The organism is Mesorhizobium sp. M7A.F.Ca.US.014.04.1.1, assembly GCF_003998745.1.
GTDB classification, from domain to species: domain Bacteria; phylum Pseudomonadota; class Alphaproteobacteria; order Rhizobiales; family Rhizobiaceae; genus Mesorhizobium; species Mesorhizobium ciceri.
Window position 1 is genome coordinate 1 of record NZ_RZRW01000640.1, and the last position, 3,039, is coordinate 3,039.

The 3,039-nt window shown below is 63.8% G+C and carries 4 protein-coding genes and 1 pseudogene; 1 reads left to right on the plus strand and 4 read right to left on the minus strand.

Features of this window, described 5'->3' with window-relative positions:
* Window positions 1-287 (plus strand): annotated as a pseudogene (locus EOA22_RS29095) (enoyl-CoA hydratase); the annotation flags it as partial.
* A 111-nt stretch (window positions 288-398) separates the two neighbouring features.
* Here EOA22_RS29095 and EOA22_RS29100 read toward each other — a convergent pair.
* From EOA22_RS29100 to EOA22_RS29115, 4 genes are all read right to left on the minus strand, one after another.
* On the minus strand, window positions 399-707 hold the full coding sequence (locus tag EOA22_RS29100; RefSeq protein WP_013532430.1) for a cupredoxin family copper-binding protein: 309 nt from the start codon (window positions 705-707) through the stop codon (window positions 399-401).
* Between the two features lie 11 nt (window positions 708-718).
* Window positions 719-1,243 carry a DUF4142 domain-containing protein gene (locus EOA22_RS29105; protein ID WP_013532429.1) on the minus strand — a complete coding sequence of 175 codons (525 nt, stop codon included), beginning with the start codon at window positions 1,241-1,243 and terminating at the stop codon, window positions 719-721.
* Between the two features lie 117 nt (window positions 1,244-1,360).
* Window positions 1,361-2,035, minus strand: a complete 675-nt coding sequence (locus EOA22_RS29110; RefSeq protein WP_013532428.1) for an RNA polymerase sigma factor — start codon at window positions 2,033-2,035, stop codon at window positions 1,361-1,363.
* Between the two features lie 132 nt (window positions 2,036-2,167).
* On the minus strand, window positions 2,168-3,039 hold an 872-nt coding region (locus tag EOA22_RS29115; RefSeq protein WP_164755950.1), incomplete at its 5' end, for an HPP family protein.

Here is a 3,039-nt window from a genome sequence, read left to right on the forward strand (position 1 = left end):
AAAAGAGACAGGTGCCGCATGCCGAGTGGATGCCGGCGGCATTTGATCTGGCCAGGCGTATCCTGCGGCACTCCGATCTGGCGATTGCCGGCATCCTCACGGCAGTGGCGCGCGGCCTCAACCAGAGCATCGCCGAAGGTTTGCTGGTCGAGGCCGAGCAGTTTGCCCGCGTGGCCCCGACCGCTGATCTGCGCGAAGGGCTGAATGCCTGGATTGCACGCCGCGAGCCGGGCTATGACGGCTCGTGGACACATATCGCGCGTCCCGACGAGGCCAGGCGAGCCTGAAGCGGGTCGCTGGAATTCCTCAGGCGACCCGCTTCAGGTCTTTGTTTTTATGCGTGTCGTTCTCCCAAAACCGAGGTTACTTTTGGGCGACATGCACTCGTCGGAGCTGGATCAGGGCGCCACCACCAAACGGCCCTTCATGTTGGGGTGAAAGCGGCAGAAGTAGTCGACCGGTCCCGCCGTCTTCAAAGTCAGGCTTGCGGATTTCTTCGGCGGGATCATCACTTCCCAGCCGCCTTTCACGGTTGCCGTGTGGGCGAACACATCCTTGTTCACCCACTCGATCGTGTCGCCGACCTTTGCCTCGACGGTGGCCGGAGAGAACACCAGCCTGTCGATGGTGACCTGGATGGTTTCGGCTTGCGCCGGCACGATCCCGACGGCGAGCGTCAACGCAATCCACAGATGGTGGTTCTGCATGCTCCCGGTCCTTACTTGAGCATGCCGGCGACGTGTTCGGCGTGCTGCTCATGGCCCTGGAATATCTTCAAGCCGGTTTCCAGCAGGCTTTTCAGCTCGGCATTCTGCGCCGACGGGATCAAAAGGGTTTCGAGCGCGCCGTTGACCTGCTTGTGATAGGCGACCTCATTGTCGACATAGGCCTTGTCGAAGGCAGCGCCGTGGAGTTTGGCGAGCTTGGCCCGCTCCTCCGTCGCAGCTTTGGTCAGCGCCTTGCTGGTGGGGTTGTCTTCCGGGGTGACCTTGAGCTTCTTGACCAGGTCGAGCGCCTGAACATTTACAGCCTCGTGATCGCGGACCATATCCTTGGCGAAATCGACAACCTCCTTGTTCTTCGATTTGTCGATGGCCAGCTTGGCCGCTTCGATGTCGATGACCCCGGCCGTGTAGGCGATATGGGCGATCTGCGGATCGGTCGGCTTGTCGGCGGCTTGTGCGAACGGCGCGGTGCCGAGCAGCAGCAGGGCGGCGAGCGCAGCAGTGTGTCGGATAGACATGGCATCTCCTTCGCCGGGACGCTGAAATCGTCCCGGACAGTGTTTTTCGGTTGACGGTCATTGGATGCTGGTCAGCGGCAAACGTTCCCGCTGAAATGAACTGAAATCCGCTGAGGCTCAGCTTTCCAGCCCGAGCCGTCGCATCACGGCGCTGGTCAGTCGTTCGCAACGCCGGCCGGCGAAGGGGAAGGCGTCGAGCAGCACCGGCCCGATCTGGTCGTCCAGCGCCTTGCGGACAAGGGCGCGGGCGCGGTGCAGCCTTGTCTTGACGGTTTGCGGCCGCACGCCGAGGAGGTCGGCGGTCTCTTCGATGCTCAGCCCCTCGATCACCCGCGCCACGAACACCGTCCGGTAGACGTCGGGAAGGCTGTCGGTGGCCTGTTCGACCAGTTGGAGGATCTGCCGTTGCGCCATTGTCCGTTCCGGATCGTCGCTGGGATTGAGGGGAAACCGGATGATCTCGGCTTGCGGATTTTCCGGCAGCGCCACCGTTTTGCGTCTTTTGCGCAGCCGGCCGAGCGCCTCGTTGATGACGATGCGCGATAGCCATGTGGCGAGCGAGGAGTCGCCGCGAAACGCATCGAGATGGGCGAAGGCCTTGACGTATGCCTCCTGCACGATGTCCTCGGCCTCGCTGTCATTGCGCACGACGCCGCGCGCGATCCGGTAAAGCCGCTGATTGTGTGTCTTGATGATGGTGCGGAAGGCGTCGCCGTCGCGCGCCAGCGCGCGGTGCACAAGCTGCATCTCGCCTGGCACAGCGGAAGGCACGGCCGTCAACACAGCAGGCATGGCAAGTTTCCTCAACCCAATCTCCGAACCAGGATCTCGATTGGGAGATTGGACGCTGTCGCCGGCAAAAGGTTCCCGAAGATTTTCTGCCGGGTCCGGCGGCCGCTACACTACAGTGCGAGCGAAGGCTTGTCAGGCAGCCTGCAGGCGCGCCGTGGCCGCCAACAGATCGGTCTGGGTGATCAGCCCGAGAATCCGCTTGTCGTCGTCGACGATGATGACCGCATGGCTGCGGCCGTCGGTGAGGACGGGCAGCAGACCCATGGCGGCGACGCCGGCGGCGGCTGTTGCCGCGGGCGTTAAGACGGATCCAACCGTCCCCGAGGCCTGGGTGAGTTCGCGCAACCCCACCGTGCCTGCCAGCCTGGCTTCCGCATTGACGACCGGCAAGGTGCGGATGTTGTGGTCAAGCAGCAATTGGCGCGCCGCCTCGGTGGAGGTGTGAGCATCGACCGAGATCACATCGCGCGACATGATGTCCTCGCACAGAAGGGTCTTGTGCGCGCGCACCATCGCCTGCAATTCGACCTGCCGCAGCAGCCGGTCGAGATCGTTGCGATCGATATCGAACGTCTCGTCGAGTGCGCCAAGCGCGGCATCGATGTCTTCCGACCGAAAGCCCACGCGCAGCTGCGCCGGCAGATCGCCGGTGCCGTGGCTGTTTGCCGGCGCCGCAACCGGCACATGCGGATAATTGCGCCGGGCCAGCCTGTGGAAGCCGTAGCCGAGCGCCACCAGCAGGATCGAGTTCAGCGCCACCGGCACGAATGGAAACAGGAAGCCGGCGCTGATCACGGCAGGCCCTCCCAGCACCGCGGTCAGCGCGGCCGCTCCGCCCGGCGGATGCAGGCAGCGCGTGAACGACATGGCGGCGATGGCCAGTGCCACCGCGATGCCGCTGGCAAGGGCGGTTTCGTGGATGAAATGCGCCACGATCACGCCGACCAGTGCCGATATCGTGTTGCTGCCGATGATCGACCATGGCTGTGCCAGCGGACTGGCGG

Bases quoted from the DNA above. Each gene is read 5' to 3' on its own strand.
- EOA22_RS29100 (WP_013532430.1), bottom strand. From the start codon at position 707: ATGCAGAACCACCATCTGTGGATTGCGTTGACGCTCGCCGTCGGGATC.
- EOA22_RS29105 (WP_013532429.1), bottom strand. From the start codon at position 1,243: ATGTCTATCCGACACACTGCTGCGCTCGCCGCCCTGCTGCTGCTCGGC.
- EOA22_RS29110 (WP_013532428.1), bottom strand. From the start codon at position 2,035: ATGCCTGCTGTGTTGACGGCCGTGCCTTCCGCTGTGCCAGGCGAGATG.